22 protein-coding genes are annotated in these 25,654 nt (G+C 56.1%); 21 read left to right on the top strand and 1 reads right to left on the bottom strand.

What is annotated here, in order from left to right; genetic code table 11:
* The first annotated feature begins 29 nt into the window (after positions 1-29).
* The 12 genes from ACVWW6_RS00670 (at position 30) to ACVWW6_RS00615 (ending at position 12,397) form a co-directional block, all read left to right on the top strand.
* Positions 30-788, top strand: a complete 759-nt coding sequence (locus ACVWW6_RS00670; protein WP_456679902.1) for an ABC transporter ATP-binding protein — start codon at positions 30-32, stop codon at positions 786-788.
* A 25-nt stretch (positions 789-813) separates the two neighbouring features.
* On the top strand, positions 814-1,941 hold the full coding sequence (locus tag ACVWW6_RS00665) for an ABC transporter substrate-binding protein (protein WP_456679901.1): 1,128 nt from the start codon (positions 814-816) through the stop codon (positions 1,939-1,941).
* A gap of 23 nt (positions 1,942-1,964) precedes the next feature.
* Entirely contained in the window at positions 1,965-2,831 is an 867-nt protein-coding gene (locus ACVWW6_RS00660) for a branched-chain amino acid ABC transporter permease (RefSeq protein ID WP_456679900.1), read from the top strand.
* Between the two features lie 19 nt (positions 2,832-2,850).
* A complete protein-coding gene (locus tag ACVWW6_RS00655) occupies positions 2,851-3,852 on the top strand; it encodes a branched-chain amino acid ABC transporter permease (protein ID WP_456679899.1) in 1,002 nt (333 codons plus the stop codon).
* On the top strand, positions 3,849-4,667 hold the full coding sequence (locus tag ACVWW6_RS00650) for an ABC transporter ATP-binding protein (RefSeq protein WP_456679898.1): 819 nt from the start codon (positions 3,849-3,851) through the stop codon (positions 4,665-4,667). The genes ACVWW6_RS00655 and ACVWW6_RS00650 overlap by 4 nt, the downstream gene beginning before the upstream one ends.
* A 156-nt stretch (positions 4,668-4,823) precedes the next feature.
* Entirely contained in the window at positions 4,824-6,041 is a 1,218-nt protein-coding gene (locus ACVWW6_RS00645) for a substrate-binding domain-containing protein (RefSeq protein ID WP_456679897.1), read from the top strand.
* A 12-nt stretch (positions 6,042-6,053) separates the two neighbouring features.
* Positions 6,054-6,887, top strand: a complete 834-nt coding sequence (locus ACVWW6_RS00640) for an ABC transporter ATP-binding protein (RefSeq protein WP_456679896.1) — start codon at positions 6,054-6,056, stop codon at positions 6,885-6,887.
* Positions 6,884-7,615, top strand: coding sequence for an ABC transporter ATP-binding protein (locus tag ACVWW6_RS00635; protein WP_456679895.1), 732 nt, complete (start codon positions 6,884-6,886; stop codon positions 7,613-7,615). Before ACVWW6_RS00640 ends, ACVWW6_RS00635 begins: the two co-directional genes overlap by 4 nt.
* Positions 7,606-8,589 (top strand): branched-chain amino acid ABC transporter permease, encoded by a 984-nt coding sequence (locus tag ACVWW6_RS00630; protein WP_456679894.1) that lies wholly within the window; start codon positions 7,606-7,608, stop codon positions 8,587-8,589. Before ACVWW6_RS00635 ends, ACVWW6_RS00630 begins: the two co-directional genes overlap by 10 nt.
* A gap of 8 nt (positions 8,590-8,597) precedes the next feature.
* Positions 8,598-9,737 (top strand): branched-chain amino acid ABC transporter permease, encoded by a 1,140-nt coding sequence (locus tag ACVWW6_RS00625; protein ID WP_456679893.1) that lies wholly within the window; start codon positions 8,598-8,600, stop codon positions 9,735-9,737.
* Positions 9,734-10,723 (top strand): CobW family GTP-binding protein, encoded by a 990-nt coding sequence (locus tag ACVWW6_RS00620; RefSeq protein WP_456679892.1) that lies wholly within the window; start codon positions 9,734-9,736, stop codon positions 10,721-10,723. The genes ACVWW6_RS00625 and ACVWW6_RS00620 overlap by 4 nt, the downstream gene beginning before the upstream one ends.
* Before the next feature lie 27 nt (positions 10,724-10,750).
* The gene (locus tag ACVWW6_RS00615) at positions 10,751-12,397 is read left to right on the top strand and encodes an amidohydrolase (RefSeq protein WP_456679891.1); all 1,647 of its coding nucleotides are present in this window, start codon (positions 10,751-10,753) and stop codon (positions 12,395-12,397) included.
* Between the two features lie 280 nt (positions 12,398-12,677).
* Here the strand turns inward: ACVWW6_RS00615 and ACVWW6_RS00610 are convergent, their stop codons facing one another.
* Complete coding sequence (locus ACVWW6_RS00610) at positions 12,678-13,340, bottom strand: helix-turn-helix domain-containing protein (RefSeq protein ID WP_456679890.1); 663 nt, start codon at positions 13,338-13,340, stop codon at positions 12,678-12,680.
* Between the two features lie 186 nt (positions 13,341-13,526).
* Between ACVWW6_RS00610 and ACVWW6_RS00605 the strand changes: the two genes are divergently transcribed.
* From ACVWW6_RS00605 to ACVWW6_RS00565, 9 genes are all read left to right on the top strand, one after another.
* Entirely contained in the window at positions 13,527-15,980 is a 2,454-nt protein-coding gene (locus ACVWW6_RS00605; RefSeq protein WP_456679889.1) for a GcvT family protein, read from the top strand.
* Between the two features lie 25 nt (positions 15,981-16,005).
* Positions 16,006-16,797 (top strand): ABC transporter ATP-binding protein, encoded by a 792-nt coding sequence (locus ACVWW6_RS00600; RefSeq protein WP_456679888.1) that lies wholly within the window; start codon positions 16,006-16,008, stop codon positions 16,795-16,797.
* Positions 16,794-17,507 carry an ABC transporter ATP-binding protein gene (locus ACVWW6_RS00595; protein ID WP_456679887.1) on the top strand — a complete coding sequence of 238 codons (714 nt, stop codon included), beginning with the start codon at positions 16,794-16,796 and terminating at the stop codon, positions 17,505-17,507. Before ACVWW6_RS00600 ends, ACVWW6_RS00595 begins: the two co-directional genes overlap by 4 nt.
* A 15-nt stretch (positions 17,508-17,522) precedes the next feature.
* Positions 17,523-18,398 carry a branched-chain amino acid ABC transporter permease gene (locus tag ACVWW6_RS00590; protein WP_456679886.1) on the top strand — a complete coding sequence of 292 codons (876 nt, stop codon included), beginning with the start codon at positions 17,523-17,525 and terminating at the stop codon, positions 18,396-18,398.
* Positions 18,399-18,401: 3 nt separating this feature from the next.
* Positions 18,402-19,427, top strand: a complete 1,026-nt coding sequence (locus tag ACVWW6_RS00585) for a branched-chain amino acid ABC transporter permease (RefSeq protein ID WP_456679885.1) — start codon at positions 18,402-18,404, stop codon at positions 19,425-19,427.
* Positions 19,428-19,457: 30 nt separating this feature from the next.
* Positions 19,458-20,693, top strand: coding sequence for an ABC transporter substrate-binding protein (locus ACVWW6_RS00580; RefSeq protein WP_456679884.1), 1,236 nt, complete (start codon positions 19,458-19,460; stop codon positions 20,691-20,693).
* A gap of 103 nt (positions 20,694-20,796) precedes the next feature.
* Entirely contained in the window at positions 20,797-22,425 is a 1,629-nt protein-coding gene (locus tag ACVWW6_RS00575) for an amidohydrolase (RefSeq protein WP_456679883.1), read from the top strand.
* Positions 22,422-23,432 carry a CobW family GTP-binding protein gene (locus tag ACVWW6_RS00570; RefSeq protein ID WP_456679882.1) on the top strand — a complete coding sequence of 337 codons (1,011 nt, stop codon included), beginning with the start codon at positions 22,422-22,424 and terminating at the stop codon, positions 23,430-23,432. Before ACVWW6_RS00575 ends, ACVWW6_RS00570 begins: the two co-directional genes overlap by 4 nt.
* A 135-nt stretch (positions 23,433-23,567) precedes the next feature.
* Positions 23,568-25,607: a prolyl oligopeptidase family serine peptidase gene (locus tag ACVWW6_RS00565; protein ID WP_456679881.1), complete on the top strand. Its 2,040-nt coding sequence runs from the start codon at positions 23,568-23,570 to the stop codon at positions 25,605-25,607.
* The last annotated feature ends 47 nt before the right edge of the window (positions 25,608-25,654 follow it).

Raw genomic sequence — 25,654 nt, 5'->3', positions numbered from 1 at the left:
TCGAGCCGTAGCGGATGAGGGCCCTGCTGATGAACGCTTCCCACTCATCGTCCGCGAGCATGGCGATCAATGAACCAAAACTCCTGGCGGTGTCCGGAATTCGAGTTTCCTACGTCGCTGGGGTCGATGTTCTTCACGGCGTGTCGCTTGATGTTAGCGCGGGCGAAGTAGTTTGCCTTTTAGGTCGCAATGGCGCCGGAAAGACAACGCTCATCAATGCACTCTGCGGTTTACTTCCTGTCAACGCCGGGCAGCTGACGTTCGATGGTAAGTCTCTTCTTGCTATGAAGCCGAGCGGTATCGTTGCTGCCGGCATAGCTGTTGTGCCGGAGGGCCGGCGGGTTTTCTCCAATCTGACCGTCGCGGAAAATCTCGCGATGGGCGGCTATTCTCGTCGAACTGGCTTCGGGCCGTCCTGGCACTTCGATCGCGTTTACGATCTCTTCCCTCGGTTGGCGGAGCGTCGTGATCAACATGCCGGAACGCTGTCAGGCGGCGAGCAGCAAATGGTCGCCATGGCGCGGGCCATGATGGCAAAGCCGAGGCTCCTCCTATTGGACGAGCCCTCCATGGGCCTTGCGCCTTTGCTGATTGAACTGATCTTCGACACGATCAATCGGCTCGCCAAGGATGGCATGACCATCCTTCTTGTGGAGCAGAATGCAGCAGCGGCGCTCGATGTCGCTGATCGTGCATACGTTCTGGAGCGCGGCACGATCGTCAGATCGGGGCTCGCAGCCTCGCTTGAGAGCGATCCAGAGATCCAACGAAGCTATCTCGGCGTCTAACATGTTGCATTTGGAGGATTGGAAGATGGTACTCGCTCGTATGGGCATATTCGCAACTGTTCTCCTCTCGTTTGGGTCTTCGGCTGTGGCGAAGGACTTTCCGGTCGGCTTCTTCGGACCCTTGTCCGGCCCGGCGGCTGCCTACGGCTCTGAAAGTCTTGCTGGCGCCCAATTCGCGCTTGAAGAAATCAATGCCGGGTTCTTGGGTGCGGACAAAATAAAGCTCATACCGGCGGATGACACCGCAAGCCCCGGCGTGGCCGCGCAAGCCGTTCAGCGCATGATCGACGTCGACGACGTGGTGGCGGTGGTCGGCGGCTCCACAAGTGCCGGCACAGCCGCGGCGATCGAGGTCACCAAAGAGGCGAAAGTGCCGCAACTCTCTCCACTTGCAGTGGACAGTGCCCTGACGTTGGCAAACAATCCTTGGTTCGCGCGAATAGCGCAATCGTCAACCACTTGGGCCGAGCGCACTGCAGAGTGGCTCAAAAAGGATAAGGGAGCAAAGAGCGCGTATCTCCTGGTCCGAAATGACAACTTCGGAGTTCCCCTGGCTGAAGCGTTCGAGAAGAAAGCCAAGGAAATCGGACTTGAGCTCAAGGGTAGGATTGCTTACGAGCCCACATCCCGCGAGTTTAAGCCAACGTTGGCGACCGTGGCATCAGCAAAGCCCGACTATATCGTGCTCTGGGGGTACTACACCGAAGCGGGTCTAATGGCGAAACAAATGGCAGAAATGCAGATCAAGTTTCCGTTCTATGTCGGAAGCGCGATTGGCATAGACCAATATCGTGAAATAGCCGGACCTTCGGCTGAGGGTACTTATGGCCTGCTCTATTATCTGGCGGGCTCGATCGAAACGGACGCCGGGAAGAAATTCGTTCAGAAATGGAATGAACGCCATCATAGAGCGCCAACTCAATATGAAGGCATGGGCTATGATGCGATGTATGTCCTTGCTGACGCAATGAAGCGGGCGGCCGCAAAGAGTGGGATTTCCAAGCAGACAATCCGCGACGAAATCTTCAACACCAAGGCGTTTCAGGGCGCAACCGGCCCGATCACAATACTCTCAAACGGTGACGCTCACCGGCCTTTGCCCATGGCCGAGCTCGTCGACGGCAAGGTCAAGCTCGATACCCTGCTCAAGTAAAGGCGTTCGAGGCGCGTTCTACCATGAATCTCTCGCTTCAGCTGCTAAGCGGACTGGCAGTCGGTTGCATCTACAGCCTTGTGGCCGTCGGATTCAGCATGGTCTACCGCGCCATGGGATTGGTGAATTTTGCCCAAGGCGACCTGATGATGGTTGGGGCTTTCGTCGGCTATTCGATCATCATCAGTGCTCCCACTCTTCCGTTTTGGCTCGTTGTTCCATTTGCGGCCGCGGTCACGGCCTGCTTGGGGTACATCATCGCGCAAAGCGCACTCTGGCCCGCCATTCAGCGTGGAGCGAGTCAGACTTACCTTGTGCTGCTCACGCTGGGAATTGGCATCGTTCTCAGCAACGGCGCCAGGCTCATCTGGGGAGCAAACCCGCTCGTCTATCCTATCCCTCTTACTCACGAGACGATCAGGGTCGGGCAGTATCCTGTACCAGCGGTCTATCCCCTCATCGGATTGACGATGGTGGTGTTGATCGTTGGGCTCCACATCCTCTTCACTCGGACGTGGCTCGGTTTGGCCCTACGTGCGGCAGCTGACGATGCTCAAACGGCGTCTGTCATGGGAGTGAATCGCAGATTTGCATCTGCGGCGTCCTTTGCGCTGGCTTCGGGTATTGGTGCTGCGGCCGGTGTTCTCTATGCGCCAATTACCTTCGTGTCTGCCGACATGGGAATGCTCGGGATCAAAGCGTTCGCCGCGGCTGTGTTGGGCTCATTGGGAAGCATCCCGGGATCCGTGATCGGTGGCCTTGTGATTGGGATTGGTGAAACGCTGGGAGGTCAACTGGTTTCATCGGAATACCAGGACAGCTTGGCCTTCCTCCTCATGATCGGCATCCTGCTCGTAAGACCGACCGGACTAATGGGAAAGAGAGGCTAGGCACGTGCAAGAGGCTGTCTTGTCCAGAACGGCAAAGGAGTCGCTGTCTCAGCAAAATGATCTCGCGAGCACGACAAGCCAGAATCGAAATGACTGGATTGTCTTTGCGGTTATCGTGAGCATTCTTTGGTCTGTGCCCTTGAGTCTCGGTGGCTTCTATCTTTACCTAGGCTTGGCCGTTGCGATTTACGCGATTTCTGCATTGGGCTTACAGACTATGGTCGGGCTCGCAGGGCAACTGTCCCTCGGGCACGCGGCTTTCATGGGAATCGGAGCTTACACTTCCGTTCTTCTCCAAAAAAATCTTGGTCTGCCGTTTCTCGTGACACTCATTGCTGCTGGGCTAGCGGCAGCTGCCGCCGGATTGCTAATGGCGCAGCTGATTAGGCTTTCGGGTGTCTATTTCAAGATTGCGACGTTTGGCTTTGGCATCGTCGTCCATCAGATTCTTTCCAACTGGACGGGTTTGACAGGCGGTAGCGCCGGAGTCCGTGGAATTCCTGTGATCAGCATAATTGGCTTCCAGGTCGAAACGCGCACCGGCCTGTTCGTATGTGAAGCGCTTACACTCACCCTCATTTATGGTTTGCTCGTTCGCCTTAGCCACGGAAAAATCGGTCGTGCCTTCCGCGCGATCGGCCAGAACGAAGCGGCGGCTCGAAGCGTCGGTATTCCCGTGGCACGCTATCGAATGATCGTGATCACACTCGGTTGCGCAATCGCCGGGATTGCAGGCGCATATCTGCCACATCTCATGCGCTTTCTAAGTCCCGAAAGTTTCACCTGGTACGAGTCGCTCACATGTCTGATCATGATAACCGTGGGCGGCCTGGGATCGCTTCCTGGCGCCATCATCGGGGCGGCTGTCCTGATCGTTGCTCCAGAATATCTACGGGACTTTGCGCAGTACAAGATGCTTGCGTTTGGAGTTCTGCTTGTTGCTTCGATGATCTTGCTGCCTAAGGGCATAGCGGGCGCCGGTGCGGCCTTGAGCCGCAGCAAGAGGATTCATATAAGATGAGATCTTCTGAGGTTATCCTGACATTGCGCGAGGTGACGCGGCGCTTCGGCGGCCTTGTTGCTGTCAATAAACTATCGATGGACGTGAAGGAAGCAAGCATACATGGTCTCATTGGACCAAACGGTGCTGGAAAAAGCACTGCTTTCGATCTGATATCGGGCCTCACCACCGTAAGTGCCGGCGAGATTTGCTTCAGAGGTGAAGCGATCACTCATATGACTCCCGAGGCCCGGGTGGCGTCCGGTATCTGCCGCACTTTTCAGACCCCAAAACTCTTTGACGAAATGACCGTATTGGATGTCGTCGCAACAGGGCGGCATCTCCACAACTCGGTCGGTCTATGGGGAAGCATGTTCTCGATCGGCAGAAAGCGGAGGGAAGAAGCGAAAACAGTTTCTGCGGCGAGAGAATTTCTGGAGATCGTTGGTCTCCTGACGAAAGCGGACGCGCCAGTAACGGACTTGTCCTACGGTGACCGCCGCCTCGTCGAGATCGCTCGTGCGTTGGCGACCGAGCCCAACCTTCTGCTGCTTGACGAAGTCACGTCGGGCTTAAACCCCGTCGAAACGGCTACCGTTGGCGACCTGTTGCGCAATCAGGTCCGGCAGGGATTGACGATTGTCTTGGTAGAGCACGATATGAAATTCGTCATGGGGTTGTGTGAACGGATCACCGTCATGAACTACGGATCGGTTATTGGAGACGGAAGTCCCGATCAGATTGCGACTGATCCGAATGTAATTGCCGCTTATCTTGGAAGTCCAAAGGACGGACAGCGATCTCGCAGGGCTCTTAGAGCCGAACAACTGGTCTAACAACGTCTGGTTGCCTAGCGGCTCTCTCCTGGATGCGAAACAGATGCTCCAGGGCACAAACAGGCTCAGTCGTGAAAATTTCTGATAAAATTTCATATTGACAAAATTATGAAGGGAGATTTAGCTCTCCGCAGACAAGAATGGGGAGGATTTTTGATGACTGGCATCACGAAACGTTGTGTGCGCACTGCGCGATCATCCGTATTCCTCTTGACCGCGATTTGTTGCGTCTCGTCCGCAGCCTTCGCCGAAGATTTCAAGATCGCTTTGATCACGAGCACCACAGGCGCTTTCGAGGTTTACGCCAAGCAAGCCCAGATCGGTCTTCAACTCGGTCTTGAGTACGCAACACAGGGCACAATGAAGGTCAACGGCCGACCTATCGTGGTGATCCAAAAGGATGACCAGTTGAAGCCCGATCGGGCACGTGCGCTGATCGAAGAATCCTTTCAGGACGATAAGGCCGACATAGCGGTCGGAAGCACCTCGTCTGCAACCACCCTCGCCATGATGCCCGTTGCTGAGGAACTCAAGAAGCCTCTCGTCGTCGACGTCGCCGGCGCCGACAGTATCACTGGTGAAAAGTGGAACAGGTATGTAGTTCGCACGGGCCGAACCGTTGGGCAGGAAGCTGTAGCCTCAGCCTCGCTTCTGGCCGGGAAAGACACTTTCATCGCAGTACTCGCTCAAGACTATGTTTTCGGTCGCGAGAGCGCGCAGGTCTTTAAATCGACGGCGACAAAAACCGGCGCAACCATCGTGGCCGAAGAGTTTCTGCCTATCAATACCACTGACTTCACTGGCGTCGCGCAGCGCGTCTTTGATGCGCTTAAGGACCGCCCAGGCAAGAAGATCTTGTGGGTGAATTGGGTCGGCACCAGCCCGATCGCAAAGATCAACGCGATGGACCCCGCTCGCTATGGAATCGAACTAGCGACGACCGCTGCTCCGCTTCAGGGAATGGCCGCGTACAAGGGCATTCCTAACCTGACGGGCGTGACCCCCTATTACTACGAAGTCATCAAGAACATCGAAAATGAATGGCTCATCGCCGAGCACAAGAAGCGGTTCAATTCGCCGCCTGATGTTGGAACGGCGTTCGCATTTGACGCGGCCCTGGCCATCGTCAATGCCGTCATCAAGACAGGAGGTTCGGACTCCGAAAAGCTCGTCGCTGCCTTCGAAGGTATGTCGTTCGAGGGTTCAACCGGCCAACTCACCATCCGCAAGGAAAATCATCAGGCGCTCCATGATTTCTATGGCGTGACTTACACCACCGTGCCGGGCGTCGAATGGGCTGTGCCTAAGCTGATCAAGGCATTTGGTGGCGACGAGTTGAACTCCGTGCTGAACTCAATGGCCAAGAGCAAATAGGCCACAACAGCCATGTCCCCCAGTCGGCCCGAACGCGCAACCTTCCCTAACGCAGGTGCCAATCCGGCAATACTCAGGACCGTCGATCTTGGCGTTTCCTTTGGAGGGCATCGGGCCGTGCACGCCGTCAGCTCGTCCTTCAAAGGTGGTACGCTTACCGCCATTGTTGGTCCAAACGGTGCGGGCAAAACGACTTACTTCAATCTGATCTCGGGTCAAATCGCATCTTCCCACGGCGAAGTATGGCTCGGTGAGGAAAATGTAACGGCTTTGTCCGCAGCCCAACGGGCAAAGAGAGGGCTAGGCCGAGCATTTCAGCTTACCAATCTCTTCCCGCGCCTGACTGTCCTTGAAAATATTCGCCTGGTTGCACAATCGATGCAAGCTGGTCGCCACTGCCACGGTCTCAATTTCTGGAGCATATGGAGCGATGCAGGCGATCTGATCGAGCGAGCGACCGATATTCTCAAATCCGTCTCGATGGCGAATCAACTCGGTGAGCCGGTTGCCACTCTTTCGCACGGCGACCAACGCAAGTTGGAGGTTGCCATGCTCATCGCCATGGATCCGAAAGTGTACATGTTTGACGAACCAACGGCCGGCATGAGCGCCGACGAAGTCCCGGTGGTCTTGAACCTCATTCGCGATCTGAAAGATTTGAGCCACAAGACGATACTTCTTGTCGAACATAAAATGGACGTTGTCCGCGATCTCGCCGATCGTATCATTGTCCTCCACAATGGGCAGCTCGTGGCCGACGGTAAGCCGGCCGATGTGATTGAATCGGAAATCGTACAGGAAGCTTACCTGGGCACAAATGCCGGTTCGAGACGAGGCGCGATGTGACAGAACTTCTGCTCAATCTCGAGAACGTTCACACCCACATTGGTTTATACCACATTCTGCAGGGGGTGGGCTTTCGCGCTCAACGCAATCGGATCACACTTCTCCTTGGAAGAAATGGTGCGGGCAAAACGACGACGCTGCGAACGATTATGGGACTGTGGCCTGCCTCAAAAGGCCGCATAAGCTTCGCCGGCACTGACATTGTAGGTCGCTCGACTGCGGAGATCTCGCGGCTCGGTATCGCTTATGTGCCCGAGAACATGGGCATCTTCCCTGACCTCAGCGTGAAGGAAAACATGCTCCTAGCAGCGAGAAACGCCTCGCGCGTGACAGATATCGATCAACAGCGCCTGGAGTGGATCTTTGAACTGTTTCCGGCCGTTCATCAGTTTTGGAACAAGCCAGCTGGAAAATTGTCCGGCGGTCAAAAGCAAATGGTGGCAATGGCGCGAGCAATCGTCGAACCCCGAGAATTGCTACTGATTGACGAGCCAAGCAAAGGGTTGGCGCCGGCGATCGTCAACAATATGGCCGAAGCTATGCTCAAACTGAAGCAGAGCGGAGCCAGTATCCTACTGGTCGAACAGAATCTGCAGCTTGCACGCGAGGTCGGAGATGACGTCGCAATTATTGACGCCGGAAGGATCGTCCACACGGGCCCCGCGGATGAGTGCTTTGCGCGTGACGACCTCCTTCAAACGCATTTGGGTCTCGCGCTATGTCCTTGAACCGTTCCGACCTGATGCCTTTGGCGCTCTTGCCGATTCTGATGGGCTGCGCATATTTGGCGATCGGTAATCCCGCTGCTTGGTTCACTCTGACGATTGCTGGAGTGGCCATGGGGATGATTATCTTTACGGTCGCGTCCGGCATGACCATTGTTTTTGGTTTGATGGATGTATTGAATTTCGGCCAGGGCATTTTCATCACAGTTGGAGCTTATCTCTCAGCGACCGTCTTCGCATCACTCAGCGGCTACGTCGTATCTCCGTACCTGAGCGAGAATTGTCTCGTGATCCTAGTGGCCATCGTGGCTGCCGTGGCTGGTGCCGGCTTGTCCGGCTTTCTGTTTGAACGATTGCTGGTCAAGCCGGTCTACGGCGATCACTTGATGCAAATTCTGGTGACGACCGGAGGTCTAATCGTCGGTGAAGAAATCATCAAGATCATCTGGGGCGTTCAGCAGGTAAATGTGGTGCTGCCGCCGTTTCTGAGCGGCGCTTTCGTGATCGCCGATGTTGCCGTTGAACGCTATCGCGCCTTTGCCTTCCTGGTTGGGGCTCTCGTCTTCTTGGGCCAGTATCTTGTGTTCACCCGCACAAAAACCGGGCTGTTGATCCGCGCAGGGGTTCACGACCGCGAAATGGTCGAGGCTCTCGGTTATGGCGTGCGACGCCTCTTCGTCGCGACATTTGTATCAGGCTGTGCGCTTGCTGGTCTCGGCGGTGTGATGTGGGGCCTCTACCAGCAGACGCTTGTCCCACAGATCGGGAGCCAAATGAACGTACTGGTGTTCATCGTCATCATCATTGGCGGGCTTGGATCCACCGTCGGCGCTCTTCTGGGCGCGATCTTGGTCGGGATTTGTGCGAACTATGCCAGCTTCATCGAGCCCAAAGTCGCACTATTCTCAAACATTGCTTTGATGACGACGATACTCCTTTGGCGCCCAAATGGGCTTTATCCGGCGAGTGCGCGGTGATTACGTCGATGGATTGGACGCGCCTGATATCTAGAGACCGGCCAGGGAGCCGGCTTCTGGCCATACTTCTGATCGCAATCATTGTCGCGCTCCTCGTGGCTCCGTTTGCGCTAACCGGGGCCAAGGCGATCAGCATTTGCGTTAAAATCATGATCTTCGCGGTTCTTGTGGCAAGCTTCGATCTGCTGCTCGGCTATACCGGGATCGTAAGTTTCGCCCATACCGTGTTCTTCGGGATCGGGGCCTACGGTGTCGGTATCGCCATCGTCAGATTGGGGGCGAACTGGACCTCCCTAGCCGTTGGCGCGATCGCGGCTATCGTCGTGTCCGTCTTGCTTGCGCTTGTCATCGGCTTGTTCTCGCTACGAGTGCGAGCGATATTCTTCTCTATGATCACGCTCGCTCTCTCGGCGGCGGCCCAAACCCTTGCAACTCAGTTGTCCAATCTGACTGGCGGGGAAGATGGCATTATCTTCCGGTTGCCGCCTGCCTTGATGCCAAGCTCCCGCCTCTTGGATACGAAGATCTTCGGGCTTACGATCGACGGTAAAGTCGTCTGCTATTATCTCATTTTTGCGATGAGCGTGACATTCGTTCTCGCGCTGCTCCGTATCGTGAATTCACCGTTCGGACGTGTGCTGCTCGCTATCCGCGATAACGAATTCAGAGCGGAGGCGATCGGCTATCCGGTTTTTGTCTTTCGAACGCTGTCCAATGTCGTTGCTGCCGTGTTCGCCTGCTTGGCTGGTGTCATGTTGTCGCTTTGGCTTCGATACACCGGACCGGACGCCTCGCTCTCGTTCGAAATCATGCTCGATATCCTCATGATAGTCATCATCGGTGGGGTCGGGACGGTCTACGGCAGTATCGTAGGGGCGGCTGCGTTTTTAGTGGCGCAAGGCTATCTGCAGGATCTACTGAAAGGTGCGAGCACGGCCTTAGGCTCATTGCCGGGAATCGGCCAGGTGCTGTCCCCGGATCGCTGGATGTTGTGGCTCGGACTGCTTTTCATTCTGGCAGTCTATTACTTCCCAACTGGAATCGTTGGAGTGTTGCGTCGTCCCGCGCGGAGGCTGGAATCAAGCACCAAGCCATCCGCCAAGGAGCGCCTCAGTACTGTCTATCGCTGGATGGGACGCGCGAGATGATGCTTCCATCGACAATCATCTGCGGGTTCCTCGGGGCAGGCAAGACAACACTCATCAACCATCTCCTGCATAATCCTGGATCCGAACGTCTTGCCGTTCTGGTCAACGATTTTGGTGCGATTAATATTGATCAAGATCTCATCAAGGTCGAGACTGAAGATCAGATAGAGCTGAGCAACGGTTGCGTTTGTTGTTCAATCCGAGACGATCTGGCGTCCGGTTTGGTTTCAGTCAGCCGGCGGTCGAACAAGTTCACACGCGTCCTGCTCGAGTGCAGCGGTGTATCTCATCCCGCCGGTGTATTGAGAGTCTTCGACGCCGATCCCATCAGAGAGCTGTTCTATGTCGATGGCCTATTCTGTTTGATCGATACATCCAACATACTCGATCTCGACTTCCAAAGCACGGAGCTTGCAATCGATCAAGCGGCCATGTCCGATCTAGTTTTGTTGAATAAGACCGATTTGGTGTCCGAGGCGGTGCAGCTCGAAGTCAAGCAAATGCTTCAAGCAGCTCAACGCAGCATGAAGCTGTTGGATGTTGTGAATGCGCAAGTCTCGACCGAAGTTCTCTTTGGTCCGACGGAACAAGCTCGCCACAGAGCTCGCGGAGCGGTACAGGGCAAACACTCGGATCTTTACGAAAGTGCGTCCTTTTACTGGGATGCTCCAATTCGTGCAGAAGCATTCAGACAGTTCGCCGAGGCTCTCCCGTCCCAAATTCTGCGCGGCAAGGGCTTGTTGAGTCTGATGATCAAAGACCAACAGCGACCGTCACGGGCCATCTTTCAATTCGTAGGAAAGCGATCTTCCGTCGAACTGGAGCGAGAGGAAGGTCCTGAGAGAAGCCAGATCGTATTGATCGCCCGGCGAGGAGAACTCGACAGGAGCGCGATTGACGCGGCTCTTGAGCTCTGCCCCGGTGCGCGTGCCGGCCTACCAATCGCGCAGCGCCGGCGTCCAAGGCGTCCGAAGATCTGCGAATAGAAGCCACAATCGAAGAAGGGTGTCCAAATGAAGACAGCTGACCGAATATTCTTTGGCGGCCCCATCCGGACCATGGACCCAGCGAATCCGGTCGCCGAGGCCGTTGCCGTTCGAGAAGGCAGGGTTTTGGCGGTCGGCTCCAAGGCGGACATCGAAAGGCTCGCGGTCGCCGATACAATCCGAAGCGATCTTGGGGGAAGGGCGATGCTGCCCGGGTTCGTTGAGGCTCACAGTCATCCCATGATGAGTGCGCTGGCTTGGGGCGACCCGGTCGTCGATATTCGAGCAGTTCATGAGCCGACGTTTTCCGCGGTAATTGCCAAGATGCGTCGCCGTGTTGCGAAGGCGAAGCCTGATGAAATCATCTGGTTTCTCGGACTTGATCCGCAACTGCACGAAGGCATGGAAGAGCCGTCCCGCGAGCTTCTCGATGACATAGCCCCCGACAATCCGATCGTCGTTCAGACGATCAACTTTCACGGAGTGTTCATAAACACTAAAGCCCTTGCCGCTTTTGGGATTGGTGCTGACTACAAAGCGCCACTCGGCGGAAAGGTATTCGACGCAGCAGACGGGCTTCCCTGGAAGTTTGCCGAGACTTCGGCGTGGCAACTGTGCAACCGCTTTTACGATATCTGCGGCGAAGAGCGAAAGAAGCGTAGTTTCGAGGAGTGGGTGCAGAAATTCGTACGAGCAGGTTATACCACCACGTCAGAGATCATGATTGAGCCTGGCGCGGCCCGAATGCTCTACGCTATGGTGAAATCGCGCCGAAATCCGCTCCGTATTGTGGGATACGAAGCGAAACATCTGGGCGGTGAGGTGACGGTCGCCCGGAATTTTGGGGATGACGATTTCCGGATGATTGGCACCAAGCTCCACGCAGACGGCTCCGTTCTGCTGGGCAACGTCTGGACCACAAGCCCCTACCTGAACAACAAGATGACACTCAAGGGAATGGGGTTACCCGAGAACAGCACGGGTCATTCCAACATTTCAGAAGAGAAATTGTACGAATTGGTCGTCAAATACGTGAGTGAGGGCTGGCAGATGTCAGTCCACGCTCATGGCGATCGGACCATCGACATGGTCCTCAATGTGTATGAGAGAGTCATCGAGAGGGTCGGCGCTGACAAAGTATCCGGGCCGCTTCGCATTGAGCACTGCGGGATCATGCGTGAGGATCAGATCGATCGTGCTGTTCGACTGAACGTCGTTTGCTCGTATTTCTTGCCTTACGTTCACTACTGGGGTGAAGCGCTCCGCGACTATCTGCTTGGCGAGGAGCGCGCGGCTCGCTTCGCTCCCTCAGGTTCCGCGTCAAGAAAGGGCATGCGGGTCTCCTATCACTGCGATTCGCCAATGACATGGCCAGATGCGCTTGTTTGCCTGAATGTCGCTGTCAACCGAAGCACAATGAAGGGCGCAGTCCTTGGCCCTGAGCAACGCGTGTCCATGGAAGAAGCGCTGAAGGCGATTACGATCGACGCGGCATATCAACTGCAGATGGACGATAAACTCGGGAGTATCGCCACCGGCAAATTTGCAGATTTCGTCATTCTTGATCGAGATCCCGTTGTCTGTGAAACCGACCGAATTCTTCAGATTTTGATCGTCGGCACAGTCGTCGGCGGAGTTGATACCAGCGACTTTTTTCGAGCTTCAATTAACTGATCCAAGCGACTGAGTGCGCGTGGTTCTGCTCGAAAGCGCTTCCTCCCAGACTGGGGCCATTTTCGCGATGGCCCTGTTTTTTTGTTCAGATCATCCATGATCGACAACAGTTGTTACTCATTTGCCCCGCCCCCACCAGGACGGCCGGCGGCGATTCGCACCAGGCGATGACGTACAGATTGCTCTGCAATTTAAGTGTGGTGACGTTCGTTGGTTCAAGCCGCCGGCGATTATCGGCGCTTAAAGGAAACGTGAACAATGACGCCTCTGCCGTTCGTCTTCAATAGCTCGGAGGCGTGATGGCCCATATGACCACGCATTCTCGATTGTTGGTGTTTGCGTAACGATGCGGAAAGTCGCTCGCGAACGCAAAACTATCGCCTTCGCGCAGGACGACATGACGCTCGCCGATCCAAAGGTCGAGCTCACCTGAAATGACATATCCCGCTTCCTCACCCTGATGTGTGTAAGGTTCTTTGCCGCTTTCGGAGCCAGGAGGGAATGTGCATCGCAGGAGTTCGAGCTGCCGTCCAAGATTGGGGGACAAAAGCTCATCAGTAATGCCACCTACGAAGGTCAGTTTCCGTCGTGAACTTGCTCTCACAACATACTCACGCAAATCGCTGTCATCATCGGCGTTCGGCGGAAAAAACCAGCTGATTGTGACCCCCAACGCCCGGCTGATACTATGAAGAGCTTTCACCGAAGGGCTCGAGACCCCACGCTCGATCTGACTGAGATATCCCTTTGACAGGCCCGCGGCGTCGCTGAGTGCGTCGAGCGTGATGCCGCGTGCCTTACGTAGGTTCTTGATTTCTCCTCCGATACGGTCGCCGACATTGAGCAATTCTTCGACGTTGACGGGTTGCTCAGCCTGCTCTGCCAGTCCCTCCAGATTGGAAGGGCGCAGCATCTTAGGCGGCGTCCTGATCATCGAACTCATTTTCGCTCCTTGAATCGATCGAGTGCAGGTGTGGGACGGGATCAATTCCACTTATCCCCGCAAACCCCGCACACTTACTCTTTCGCATAGATTCTTGCCAACAAAACGCACTGAAGTATCATTTTGCTATTGCAATATTCACTTTTGTGGATTTCACTCCTATACAATTCATCTTGTGGGGTTGGAATGGCAGCAAGGATTCCCGGGGAGGCCGAAGTCGTAATTATCGGCGGTGGCATAGCGGGCTGTTCGGTTGCCTATCACCTGACCAAGCTCGGCGTGAGCGACGTTGTCTTACTCGAACGCAAGCTGTTGACATCCGGAACGACATGGCACGCCGCAGGTCTCGTGACGCAATTGCGCGCCACCCGAAACATGACGGAGCTAGCCAAATACACCGGCGAACTGTTTCACAGTCTCGGGCCCGAGACTGGGCAGGAAACAGGCTTCAAACAAAACGGCGCTCTGCGGCTCGCCAAAAGCCCTGGCCGCCTCGAGGAATTGCTGCGCGGCGCTTCGATGGGGCGCAATTTCGGCCTTGAGATGCATGCTGTCTCGCCTGCAGAGATCAAGGAGCGATGGCCGCTCCTCAATCTGGATGGCATCGTTGGAGGGATATGGGCTCCTAAAGATGGCCAAGTGAATCCTGCCGACGTGACGCAAGCCTTTGCGAAGGGCGCACGAATGGGCGGTGCGAAAATCGTTGAGAACTTGCGCGTCGACCGGATCCTGATTGAGCACGGGCGTGCGGCAGGCGTCTCGACGAATGAAGGCGACATTCGTTCTAAGAAGGTCGTCATTTGCGGCGGCATGTGGTCGCGAGAGTTTGTCTCGAAGCAAAGCATTTCTTTGCCTCTTCATGCAGCAGAGCACTTCTACGTCGTCACAGATGCAATCCCGGACTTGCCGCGCGAACTGCCGGTATTGTTCGTGACCGATGAGGAGGCTTACTACAAGGAAGATGCCGGCAAGCTGCTCGTGGGATGCTTCGAGAAGGAGGCGAAGCCGTGGGCCAGCGGTGGTATCCCGGCGGACTTCTGTTTCGACTCGCTGCCTGAGGACTTCGATCATTTCGAACGAATTCTCGATATGGCGGTCAACCGGGTCCCGGTACTTGCCAACACAGGCATACAGCTATTTTTCAACGGCCCCGAAAGTTTCACGCCTGACAATCGATACCTCCTCGGCGAGACTTCCGAGGTATCGGGACTCTTTACGGCCTGCGGATTCAATTCGGTAGGCATCCTTTCTTCCGGCGGCATCGGAAAGGCGCTCGCCTCTTGGATTAAGGAGGGTCACGCACCGGTCGATCTCGCCGACGTCGATGTTCTCCGTATGCATCCTTTCCAATCGAACAGGACGTATCTCTACGATCGGACGAAAGAGGCTCTTGGCCTGCTCTTCGATATGCATTGGCCCTACCGCCAATACACGACGGCACGTGATGTTCGTCAAAGTGTCTTTCATGACCGCTTGAAAGCACACGGTGCAGTAATGACGGAGGCTGCCGGATGGGAGAGGCCTGGGTACTTCTCCCTCGACGGAAAAGCGAAGGAAATTGAGTATTCATATGGCCGGCAAAACTGGTTCGATATCGTCGGCCAAGAGTGCCGAAACGCAGCCGGGTATGTCGCACTGTTCGATCAGAGTTGCTTCGTCAAGTATATGGTCGACGGGCGGGATGCCTGTGCAGTTCTCAACCGAATCTGTGCCAACAATGTGGACGTGCCCGTAGGCAAGCTTGTTTACACGCAATGCCTAAACGAGCGCGGCGGGATAGAGGCGGACGTTACGGTAACCCGGCTTACCGAAGAATCCTACTTGGTGGTAACGGCGGCGACGTCGCAAACGCGCGACCTAGTGTGGTTGCGACGCAATACTCCAGATAAAGCTCATGTTTTCATTCGGGATGTGACGTCGGGATTGCCCATGCTCGGTCTCATGGGACCTAATGCAAGGCCATTGCTTGAGCGGTTGTCAGGTTGCGATCTCTCGAATTCGGCCTTTCCGTTCGCATCCAGCCAGGAAATAGAGATCGGCTACGCGAAGCTACGTGCAAGCCGCGTCACCTATGTCGGCGAGTTAGGGTGGGAGCTCTATGTACCGGCCGAGTTCGCCGCCCATGTCTTTGACAGGGTCGTTGCGGCAGGCGCTGACTACGCCTTGTCACAGGCAGGCTACTTTGCTCTTGGCTCCATGCGCATGGAGAAGGGCTATCGCCACTGGGGCCATGACATCGGGCCGGAAGATACGCCCTATCAAGCTGGTCTCGGCTTTGCGGTGAAACTGGAAAAGCCGGGAGGGTTCATTGGCCGCGAGGCACTGCTGCGACAGAAAGAGCAGCGAACGCTACGCCGCCGGCTCGTGCAATTCAGAATGACCGAACCGGATGCTCCGCTTGTCTACCACCAGGAGCCCATATGGGCTGATGGTCGTTTGGTCGGATCTGTTACTTCTGGCGCCTACGGACATCGTGTCGGCGCGTCCCTCGCAATGGGCTACGTCGAGAGCGGTGATGGAATAGACGCCTCGTTTTTGTCCGCATCAAAATTCGAAATCGAGGTGGCCGGCAGGCGTCACAGGGCAGCAGCGCAATTTGCTGCGCACTATGATCCCTCCAACTCTAAGATCACCGCATAGATCGATCGCGGACAGGAGCAATGCCATGAGCGCGAGCGCCGCCGTCTCAGAGCCGCAACTCTCCGTGCGGGACGTCGCCGTCCATTTCGGCGGCATTCTGGCGCTCGATGGCGTTCGCTTCGATTTGCAACGGGGCCAGATCCTCGGCTTGATCGGCCCTAACGGCGCCGGCAAGACGACGCTCTTCAACTGTTTAAGTCGGCTCTACACGCCCGTCTCAGGCGACATCATCTATGAAGGCGGTTCCATCCTGTCGAGCCCAGCCCACCGGATGCCAGGAATCGGCATCGGACGCACATTCCAGAACGTATCACTCTTCCGTCAACTCTCCGTGCGCGACAATATCCGCATTGGCGCCCATTCGAAGAGTGGGAGCGACTTGTTTTCCGATTCTCTGGCGCTTCCTTGGGTGCGGCGACGGGAAAAGCATATCGATCTCATTACCGCGGAACTGATCGAATATCTCGATCTCGCCGATGTGGCGGATCTGCCAGTCAATGGGCTTCCCTTCGGAACGCAGAAGCGCGTCGAACTGGCGCGCGCGCTTGCGATCGAGCCCGGCCTGCTTCTCCTCGACGAACCGGCCGGCGGGCTCAACCATGAGGAAGTCGCCGAGCTCGGACGGTTGATTCGTCAGATCAGAGACGATCGCGGAGTCACCGTGCTCCTCGTCGAGCACCATATGGGCCTCGTGATGTCGGTTTCCGACAAGGTCGTCGTTCTCAATTTCGGCCGCAAGATCGCTGAGGGCGCACCCGCCGAAGTTCAAAACAACCCCGACGTCATCGCTGCCTATCTCGGAGGAAACACGCATTGACGGCGCTTCTCAACGTCACCGGGTTGCGCGCCTCCTATGGCGATTTCCGCGTCCTTCAGGGCATCAACTTTACTGTCGAGCGAGGTGGAGTGACAGCCCTGCTTGGTGCAAACGGCGCCGGGAAAACGACGACGCTGCGCGCCGTATGCGGCATGATCAGGCGCAGCGGCGCCATTATCTTCGACGACGTCGATATCGCCAGGCGCGCGACGGAGGACATCGCGCGGCTCGGTATTGCTCAGGTCCCGGAAGGTCGTGGCACCTTCACCGGCCTGACGATAGAAGAGAATCTCCAGTGCGGCGCGATCACACGCAAGCACAAGGCCTCAATCGCCACCGATATCGAGCGCGTCTATCACTGGTTTCCACGATTGAAGGAGCGCCGTCGACAGCAAGCCGGTACGCTGTCGGGTGGCGAGCAGCAGATGCTCGCCGTCGCCCGCGCCTTAATGTTGCGCCCGAAGCTAATACTGCTTGACGAGCCCTCTTTTGGCCTCGCTCCGCTGATCGTCGCTGAGCTCTTTTCGATCCTCCGCCAAGTCAATGAGGAGGAGGGCGTCGGCATGCTCATTGTCGAGCAGAACGCAGCGCTCGCCCTCGAACTCGCCGACCACGCCTTCCTGATCGAGACGGGAAGCATCTCGATATCGGGGCTCGCTGCTGAAATCCGAAATAACGAATCCGTTCGCGCCGCCTATCTAGGCTACTGAGAGGATGCACAACACATGGAGTTGCTGATCCAGCAACTGGTAACCGGCATCGCGACCGGCGGCATCTACGGCTGCATGGCACTCGCCATCGTGATGATATACCAGGCGATCCACCACCTGAACTTTGCTCAGGGCGAGATGGCGATGTTCTCAACCTTCATCGCCTGGCAGCTGCTTCAATGGGGTCTTCCCTACTGGTTCGTGATCCCGCTGACGGTGGCAGTCTCCTTCGTTGCTGGAATAGCGATCGAGCGCATTGTCATCGGGCCACTCGGCGACGCCCCCGTCTTGAGCCACGTCGTTGTCTTTATCGGCCTGTACTCCGTCATCAACAGCCTCGCAAGCTTCGTCTGGGATTTCACAACCAGACCTTTTCCCAGCCCCTTCGGTGAAGGCTCGCAACTCGGCAGCCTGATCAGTAACCAGCAGATAGGCATGGTCGCCGTAACGCTCCTCGTCCTTGTTCTGCTCTATGCTTTCTTCCGCTACACGCGAATTGGCCTCGCCATGCGGGCGGCCGCGGAAAATCCGGCCTCAGCTCGTCTTGTCGGAATCCGTGTCGGGTGGATGGCGGCACTCGGCTGGGGCATGGCCGCCGCGATTGGCGCGATCGCCGGCATTCTGATCGCACCCATCGTCTTCCTCGAGCCAAACATGATGCTGTCGATTCTGCTCTACGGGTTTGCTGGCGCTGTGCTCGGTGGCTTGGCAAACCCTGCTGGAGCAGTCGCGGGCGGCATCGCCGTCGGGGTCATCGAGAATCTCGCGGGTACATATGTCCCGGTCATCGGCTCCGAGCTGAAGTTGCCGATCGCGCTCTTCCTGATCATCGTCGTGCTCGTTTTCAAGCCGACCGGCCTTTTCGGTCGTACCATCGTGCAGAGGGTCTGAATCGTGACGATAGAGACATCGATCGCGCGGCAGTCTTCCGCAACAACGAGCAAGCCCACTGCCGTCAATCCCGCGCAGCGCCTCAATGCAGGTAGGCTGACAATTGCCGTCACTTTCCTGGGGCCCGCGATTGCTGCGCCCTTCCTCGTGGGCAATTTCCTCATTTTTCAGCTCACCATGGTGCTCGTCTATGCGATCGCTATTCTTGGCCTCAACATTCTAACCGGGATTAACGGCCAGTTCTCACTCGGCCATGGCGCCTTCTACGCGGTAGGTGCTTATACCGCCGCCATCATGATGGATCGCTGGGGCGTCGGTTATTTCTGGACCCTGCCGGCGGCCGGAACCATTTGCTTCGTTGTCGGCTTCCTCTTCGGCCTGCCGGCACTTCGCCTCGAAGGCGTCTATCTTGCACTCGCAACCTTTGCACTCGCCGTGGTCACCCCGCAGCTCTTCAAGCTCTCGCCTTTCGAGCCATGGACCGCGGGCGTCACGGGCATCACGCTCACCAAGCCCGACGCTCCATTCGGCCTACCACTCGATCAAGACCAATGGCTCTATCTATTCACGCTGTCGATCGGGATCGTAGCCTACGTTTGCGCCCGCAATCTGATCGCGAGCCGCGGCGGCCGGGCCCTCATGGCAATCCGCGACAATCCGACCGCGGCGCGGTCGATGGGTATCAATACGGCGGTTTACAAGTCGCTCGCCTTCGGCGTCAGCGCGCTCTACACGGGTGTGGCCGGCGCGCTCGGTGCGATCGTGGTCCAGTTCGTGGCTCCGGATTCTTTCACCTTCTCGCTCTCTGTTGCGCTCCTCGTTGGTCTGGTTGTCGGCGGCGTTGGCTGGTTGCCAGGCGCGCTGTTCGGCGGCGCCTTCGTGCTGTTTGTCCCGAACTTCGCAGAAGCGATTTCCAAGGGCCTATCCGGCGCGGTCTACGGGCTCGTCCTGATTCTTCTCATGTACGTCATGCCTAGCGGACTGGGCGGTATCGTGCGCGCCGCGAAGGCGCTCGCGTGGAGAAAATAGATTAGTGCAGTTTCAAAATGGAGCAGAACCATGCATAACAGACGCTCAATCCTGAGATACGTCCTGCTGGGCGCCGGTCTCGCGCTCTCCGGCGCGAGTTATGCAGCAGGCAAATACGATCCAGGCGCCTCCGATACCGAAATCAAGATAGGCAATACAAATCCATACAGCGGTCCAGCGTCGGCCTATTCCACGATCGCCAAGACACTCGATGCCTATTTCAACAAGCTGAATGACGAGGGTGGCATCAATGGGCGGAAGATCAAGTTCCTATCCTACGACGACGGCTATTCGCCACCCAAGTCGGTCGAGCAAGTGCGTAAGCTGGTGGAGAGCGACGAAGTCCTTCTTCTTTTTCAGCCGCTCGGGACCGCACATAACATCGCTATTCGGAAATACCTGAATGGCAAGAAGGTGCCGCAGCTCTTCGTAGCGTCCGGCGCAGCTACGTTCGGGGACCCCAAGCAGTTTCCCTGGACCATGGGCTGGCAGCCAAGTTACGAAAGCGAAGGCATTATCTACGCCCGCTGGCTAGTGGAGAAATTCCCCAACGCGAAGATCGGTGTATTGTACCAGAACGATGATTTCGGCAAGGACGTCCTGAAAGGCCTGAAGACAGGACTTGGTGATAAGACCTCAATGATCGTCGCCACCGCACCATATGAGGCCTCGCAGCCGACGGTGGACTCGGAAGTAATCAAGTTGAAGGCGTCTGGAGCAGATGTCTTCATCAATGTTGCCACGCCTAAATTCGCGGCTCAGGCTATCAAGAAGGTCTACGAGATCGGCTGGAAGCCGACGCAAATTCTCTCCAACGTCTCTGACGTGGTCAACGACGTCTTGAAGCCCGCCGGCCTCGAGGCCTCGACCGGCATTCTCTCGACGGCCTACCTGAAGGACACAGGAGATCCACAATGGGCTGACGATCCGGGAATGAAGGACTTTTATGCCTTCATGGATAAGTACTATCCGGCCGGCGATAAAAGCTCAAAGTCGAACGCCTACGCCTACACCGTAGCTCAGACGCTGGCCCACGTCCTCAAACAGTGCGGCGATGATTTGACTCGCAGCAACATCATGAAGCAAGCGGCCAGCATGAAGGGCGTGACCCTGCCGCTCCTTCTGTCCGGAACGTCTATGACCACCGGCGAGGACGATTTCTATCCGATCGAGCAGCTGCAGATGAAGAAGTTTGATGGCACGCGATGGGTGCACTTCGGCAAGATCATTTCCAGCGAGGACCTGCACGATCCAAAGAAGCCTTAAGTCGCAGCGGCGCGGATTGGCTTGCCAAGATCCGTCGCCGGGCCGGACCTCCACGCTGGCCCACGCGCAAGTACCCAAGCAGCGACAACAGTTTGAGGATAGCATGGTCGACCGCATATTCTTCAACGGTACGGTTGTAACGATGGACCACGCGCGGCCGACCGCCGAAGCAGTGGCGGTCAAGCATGGCGAGATCGCTAGGGTCGGCGGCACGGACGACATTCTCGTGCTTGGTCAGCCAGGAACAGAGCTCATCGATCTCAAAGGCACGGCCCTTCTGCCGGGCTTTATCGAGGCGCACGGGCACCCTCTATTCAGCGCCTTGACCTGGGGGGAGCCAGTTATCGACATCCGCGCTGTGCATACTCCGACCTATGACGCCGCGCTTGCCAAGATCAGGCGTCGGGTCGCAAAAGCTCAACCTGGCGATTACATTATGGCCGTCGGTTTGGATTCAACGCTGCATCAGGGAATGAAGGAACCGAGTCGAGACGAACTTGATAGTATTGCGCCTCACAACCCTCTATCCGTAACATTATTCAATTTCCATGCCTCGTACCTCAACAGCAAGGCGATTGAGGCCTGTGGTCTGGACGGAAAGATCGGTCCCGAATTTGCAAACCAGATTTCCCGAGACGAACAAGGGCGTCCCTGGAAATTCGCTGAGAATGCAAGCTGGCATGCGCGGGACATATTCTTCGAGAAATGCGGAAAAGATCGTGCCGTCCGCGAACTGCGGGATTGGCTATCGAAATACTCCGCCGCGGGATACACGACGACAGCGGAAATCGGCATGTTCCCAGAGTGGGCCGGCTACTTCGATGCTCTCCGCAAGCAGGAGACGCTGCCCATCCGCATTCGGGTCTATGAGGCAGGGGTGCTTGACAGGCCTTACACGTCGAAATTGGGAGATGGCGACGATCGCTTCAGGACCATCGGGATCAAATTCTGGGCAGACGGCTCGCTTTTCGTCGGCACGGCTGCCGTGTCACAACCCTATCTCAATACAGAACTGACCATCAAGAAACTCGGTCTTCCGACTGACAATCTTGGCCATACAACCTATAGCCGGGATGAGCAGGCGAGGCTGATGACGGCTGCGATTTCGCAAGGCTGGCAATTGGCCGTACACACGCAAGGCGATGCGACGGTCGACGTGACGTTGGATCTGTATGAAGAGATTTTCAAGGCCTATCCGAATGTAAACGGACCTTGCCGTCTGGAGCACTGTACGATGATGAGGCCGGATCAAGTCGAGCGTGCGCATAAGCTTGGGCTCGTCTGTAGTTTCTTCAATCCACTTGCTTACTACTGGGGTGATCCCATGCGGCAGGACATGTTTAATCCAGAAAGTGCCGACGCGATATTGCCATTCGGAACAGCAACCAAGCTCGGCATGCGTGTTTCTTATCATTGTGACTCGCCGATGACATGGCCGGATCCGATGTTGTGCCTTTACTTTGCAACTACACGGCGAACGCAATCGGGTACGGTGCTGGGCGGCAGCGAGCGTGTTGATATAACGACCGCCCTAAAGGCAATAACAATCGATGCGGCGCACCACCTCCAGATGGAGGACCTCGTCGGGAGTATTGTCGACGGAAAGCGGGCGGACTTTGTCGTGCTTGATCAAAGCCCGCTTTCTGTCGATCCGGAAAATTTACGCAACATCAAGATACTCGGAACCTATGTTGATGGCGTGCGAGTAGAAGCTGCCGTGGACTTGAAATGACGCCGGTCACGATCATCGGGGGATTTCTGGGAGCTGGAAAAACGACTCTCGTTCGCCGCTTGCTTGCTAGCCCCAACGGGCGTCGACTCGGCGTTCTCGTGAACGATTTCGGAGCCCTCAACATAGATGCCGAATTTATAGGCGAGATCAGATCTGACGTCGTTTCGCTGAAGAATGGCTGCATTTGTTGCAATATCAATGCCGACTTGATCGGCGGTGTTCGCCGGCTTCTTGCAACCAAGACGCCTCCAGATCACATCATTATTGAGACCAGTGGAGTGTCACAGCCGCGCCGCGTGGCCGAAACGTTTTTCTCAAACGGCTTGAGTGATCGGCTGATCGTAGACAGCATAATCTGCTTGATTGATTGCCTAAATTTTCCGAGTCTCACTTATGAGGAGACCGAATTTGCCATCGAACAGGCTGCCGTTGCAGATATCGTGGTCCTTAACAAGGTAGATGCAAGCTCGATGGCAGCAATAAAGTGTGTTTCTAAGACTCTGCGCGACGCCTTGCCATCGGTGCGAGTTCTTGAGGCAGCACACGTAGATATTCCTCTCGAAATCGTATTCGGAATGGATCATAAGCGAAGGAGACGGTTGAGGGCGGTGCGGGCTGTCTGTCTCGTCGACGGAGACATGCAAACCCACGATCGCGCGTTTGTTTCCTGGAGCTGGCAGTCAAATCGACCGCTCAGTCTGGCTGCATTTCGCGAGGCCGTTAGACAATTTCCGGTAAGCATCTATCGAGCTAAGGGGTTTCTGTTCTTCGACGATGCGCCAGGCGAGCCTGCTCTATTCCAATTGGTCGGAAAACGATCTTCTCTCGATTTTCAGGGGCGCCTTACGCCCATCCGCCGGAACTCGCTCGTCGCCATAGGGCGCAGAGATTGTTTCGATCCTGCCAGAATGCAGGCCATAATCGACGGTTGCCTTCTGATTAATCAGGGACCAATTCAGAGCTTGCAATCGGGCAATCCTGAGCGATCTTCGGCGCGCTGTTCTTAATTCCTCGGACTCGCGCTCACCTGTTGCCGGTCGCTTGCAACTCATCTGCTGCGCTCCGGTGCGAACAGGATCTCGCATCGCTAACAACGAGAGTTAGTCTATCCAAACACGAACCGCGCAGATGGAGAAGGTGACATGCATTCTTCAGCTTTTGATTACCCTGCCACGACTCCGGAAATGACGGTAGTTCGACTAGGCGGAAAGGATGTGCCCGACGAATATAATTGGCTCGCGGAAACCAGCCCGCGGGTGCAAGCGTGGGTAGCGGAACAAAATCGACTGACCTCACACTACCTAGCCGGGCTCCCGAGGCGCGAATTCGTTTCGGAGGCCATCGGCCGATATGATGTAGCTCGGCCGGACCAACTTCCGAGGTTCGCTGGGGGCGCTTGGTTTTGGATCTCGAGCAATATCGAAAGCGGCAGGCCGGCTGTCCGGACGGGGCCAAGATTTCCCGCTTCCGGAAGTATCCTATATGATACGACTGATCTCGAATCAGCTGTACCTACGATCACCTGGATCAGCCCAAGCCCGGATGGAAAAATACTTGCTCTCGGATTGTGCGAAGATGGGAGTGAAAATAATCGTATCATACTGATCGACGTAACGACCGGCCACATTTTACCGAATGCTCCTGATATTCCACTGATGGATAATTGGACAGGCGGCGTTCACTGGCTGCCTGACAACCGCGGCTTCTATTTCACGGGCTTGCCAAATCGATCCGTGGATGGCGGATTCGAAGTCTTCCTTCACAATCTCAGGTCAAAGCAGACTGACCGAGCCGACATTCCCTGGTCTCCAAACGCAGACTACCGAGGTGTATTCATTCGGCCCGGGACTACGTGGGCGATTGCGGTGCAGGGACTATCGGATCCTGTTCCCATTGCAGTGCTTGATCTCGCTGATCCGCATGCCCAATGGCGTTCCTTCGTTCGTGAGGCAGAAGGCGGGCTCCCCGGTCAGGTGTTCGGTGATCAATACATTGCTGTAACATTCGTTAACGCCAATCGGGGGCGGATCGTCAGTATGCCTCTGTCCGGTGATGGCTCAATGGACACTTGGTGCGAGATCGTTCCCGAATCCAATGTTGTTTTCAGGACGATCATCCCGGCAGGAGATCGTTTCTACGTCACGTTGTTTGATGATACCTATTCTGGCGTTCATATCTATGGATTGAATGGCGAGTTTATTGATAGCGTTAGGCTGCCCCCTCTCGGCGTGATTACCGAGGGCATCTTTCCGATAATGAACCTGACGAGACCAACCTTCGAAACAACGCCTCTGTTTGTGGTCTCAACCCTGACGACTTCATGGGGCATATATAAGCACGACCCATCAAGTGGCGGTCTGGAAACAGTCGTTGCGCCTGCCACGACTATTCCCGATGCGATCGTGGAAGAAGGCACGGCGCGGTCCAAGGACGGCACGCATGTGCGGTATCATGTCGTTGGAAAAAGACGGAGGGAAACCGGGCCGCGTCCTGCATTGATCTTCGCATACGGGGCGAGCAATCGTCCGCTCATCCCTGAATTCCCAGGTGCCATGGCCACCGTGGTTGAGGCCGGCTGTATTTTCGTCCACGCGCATATCAGAGGCGGTTCAGAGTTTGGACTTCGCTGGTGGTTGGAGGGGAGAGCTCAAAACAAGCAGAACGGTTACGACGATTTATACGCTGTTGCCGAAGACCTGATTGAGAAGGGTTTTACCCAACCTGAGCGGCTAGCCGTAGCCGGAAAGTCAAACGGGGGTATGATGGCTGGTGTGGCGATGACGCAAAGACCCGATCTTTGGGCTGCAGCAATTCCCCTCGTACCGGTACTGGATCTCGTAGACTGGTTCACGCGACCCTATTTGCATGGAAACATCGAGTTTGGCGATCCCGATGATCCGCAGGACCTTGAGCGTATTCTCGCAACGTCACCTTATCACGCTATCAGGCCTGGTGTTGCCTACCCGGCGCTTCTGGCGGTTGCTGGTGCGACCGACCCACGCTGCCCGTCCTGTCATGTCTCAAGGTTTGTGGCGCGTCTCCAGTCCAGACAAGTGAAAGGCAAGCCAGCTTTAATGCGGATCCACGAAAATGAGGGCCACGGTGCCGCGGCCGCAGCTGAGGTGCGCGTGCACCTCAACACAGAGTGGCTTACTTTCGTATTGTCCGAGATCACTGGGTAAGCGCGTTCAAGCCAGATACATGAGTCGATCCGATGTGCTGCGGTTCA

This window comes from Bradyrhizobium sp. USDA 3311 (assembly GCF_054062495.1).
This window is presented reverse-complemented; position numbering and strand designations above follow the sequence as displayed.

What these genes read in the sequence shown, in the direction of transcription:
- ACVWW6_RS00605 (WP_456679889.1), top strand. Translation starts at nt 13,527, where the DNA reads ATGGCAGCAAGGATTCCCGGGGAGGCCGAAGTCGTAATTATCGGCGGT.
- ACVWW6_RS00615 (WP_456679891.1), top strand. Translation starts at nt 10,751, where the DNA reads ATGAAGACAGCTGACCGAATATTCTTTGGCGGCCCCATCCGGACCATG.
- ACVWW6_RS00640 (WP_456679896.1), top strand. Translation starts at nt 6,054, where the DNA reads ATGTCCCCCAGTCGGCCCGAACGCGCAACCTTCCCTAACGCAGGTGCC.
- ACVWW6_RS00570 (WP_456679882.1), top strand. Translation starts at nt 22,422, where the DNA reads ATGACGCCGGTCACGATCATCGGGGGATTTCTGGGAGCTGGAAAAACG.
- ACVWW6_RS00610 (WP_456679890.1), bottom strand. Translation starts at nt 13,340, where the DNA reads ATGAGTTCGATGATCAGGACGCCGCCTAAGATGCTGCGCCCTTCCAAT.
- ACVWW6_RS00660 (WP_456679900.1), top strand. Translation starts at nt 1,965, where the DNA reads ATGAATCTCTCGCTTCAGCTGCTAAGCGGACTGGCAGTCGGTTGCATC.
- ACVWW6_RS00590 (WP_456679886.1), top strand. Translation starts at nt 17,523, where the DNA reads ATGGAGTTGCTGATCCAGCAACTGGTAACCGGCATCGCGACCGGCGGC.
- ACVWW6_RS00670 (WP_456679902.1), top strand. Translation starts at nt 30, where the DNA reads ATGAACGCTTCCCACTCATCGTCCGCGAGCATGGCGATCAATGAACCA.
- ACVWW6_RS00580 (WP_456679884.1), top strand. Translation starts at nt 19,458, where the DNA reads ATGCATAACAGACGCTCAATCCTGAGATACGTCCTGCTGGGCGCCGGT.
- ACVWW6_RS00565 (WP_456679881.1), top strand. Translation starts at nt 23,568, where the DNA reads ATGCATTCTTCAGCTTTTGATTACCCTGCCACGACTCCGGAAATGACG.
- ACVWW6_RS00575 (WP_456679883.1), top strand. Translation starts at nt 20,797, where the DNA reads ATGGTCGACCGCATATTCTTCAACGGTACGGTTGTAACGATGGACCAC.
- ACVWW6_RS00620 (WP_456679892.1), top strand. Translation starts at nt 9,734, where the DNA reads ATGATGCTTCCATCGACAATCATCTGCGGGTTCCTCGGGGCAGGCAAG.
- ACVWW6_RS00645 (WP_456679897.1), top strand. Translation starts at nt 4,824, where the DNA reads ATGACTGGCATCACGAAACGTTGTGTGCGCACTGCGCGATCATCCGTA.
- ACVWW6_RS00650 (WP_456679898.1), top strand. Translation starts at nt 3,849, where the DNA reads ATGAGATCTTCTGAGGTTATCCTGACATTGCGCGAGGTGACGCGGCGC.
- ACVWW6_RS00665 (WP_456679901.1), top strand. Translation starts at nt 814, where the DNA reads ATGGTACTCGCTCGTATGGGCATATTCGCAACTGTTCTCCTCTCGTTT.
- ACVWW6_RS00630 (WP_456679894.1), top strand. Translation starts at nt 7,606, where the DNA reads ATGTCCTTGAACCGTTCCGACCTGATGCCTTTGGCGCTCTTGCCGATT.
- ACVWW6_RS00625 (WP_456679893.1), top strand. Translation starts at nt 8,598, where the DNA reads ATGGATTGGACGCGCCTGATATCTAGAGACCGGCCAGGGAGCCGGCTT.
- ACVWW6_RS00600 (WP_456679888.1), top strand. Translation starts at nt 16,006, where the DNA reads ATGAGCGCGAGCGCCGCCGTCTCAGAGCCGCAACTCTCCGTGCGGGAC.